1 protein-coding gene is annotated in these 569 nt (G+C 58.2%); it reads right to left on the reverse strand.

Going from position 1 to position 569, the window contains the following annotated elements:
• Positions 1 to 49 precede the first annotated feature (49 nt).
• Positions 50 to 445 carry a head decoration protein gene (locus ACLJQ7_RS42620; RefSeq protein ID WP_410653875.1) on the reverse strand — a complete coding sequence of 132 codons (396 nt, stop codon included), beginning with the start codon at positions 443 to 445 and terminating at the stop codon, positions 50 to 52.
• Positions 446 to 569: the final 124 nt, after the last annotated feature.

A 569-nucleotide genomic window follows, 5' to 3' on the forward strand; every position in this document is an offset into this window, starting at 1 on the left:
GTCGCGAGGAGGCGGTAAGTATCATAAAGTCCAGCCATTCTGTGTCTCCTTAGTACAGCGTGGTGATCTGGATGTTGGTGCGCGCAAATGCTGCTTTGCGGGCCGCAACGGAGGTGACACTCGCAGGCCACACAATCGCGTCAGGGTTGAAAACCCCACCGCAGTAGTACGGAGCGTAAGTGCCCGGAACGCCAGCTTCGTTAGCAATGCCGATCGCCAGTTCTGCGCCGTCACTGCCCGCCGGATCCCACGGTACGAGTTTACCAGCGTTAGCGCCTGCGTTAGCACGAGCGATAACCTGATATTTCGCGAACGCCACGCCGACAGGTTCGCCGTCGGTCACGATATCCGCTTCACCAGAATGAATCTGGGTAGGCTCCCAGGAGCCCAGGTCAAAATTACCTGCGAGCAGGTTTGGCAGAGATGCCATCAGAGTCATAAGCATTTTCGGGCTCCCGTGTTAAAACTTTTCGCCAGTGGCCAGGGTGAAGCTGGCCATCAGCTCGTCCACTTCTTCGCCTTTGCCGTCAGCCGGAGCATCCGCGCCGACTTGCGGATGCTGTGACGCG

It is taken from the genome of Amycolatopsis sp. cmx-4-54 (assembly GCF_046548895.1).
In the GTDB taxonomy this organism is placed as follows: Bacteria; Actinomycetota; Actinomycetes; order Mycobacteriales; family Pseudonocardiaceae; genus Amycolatopsis.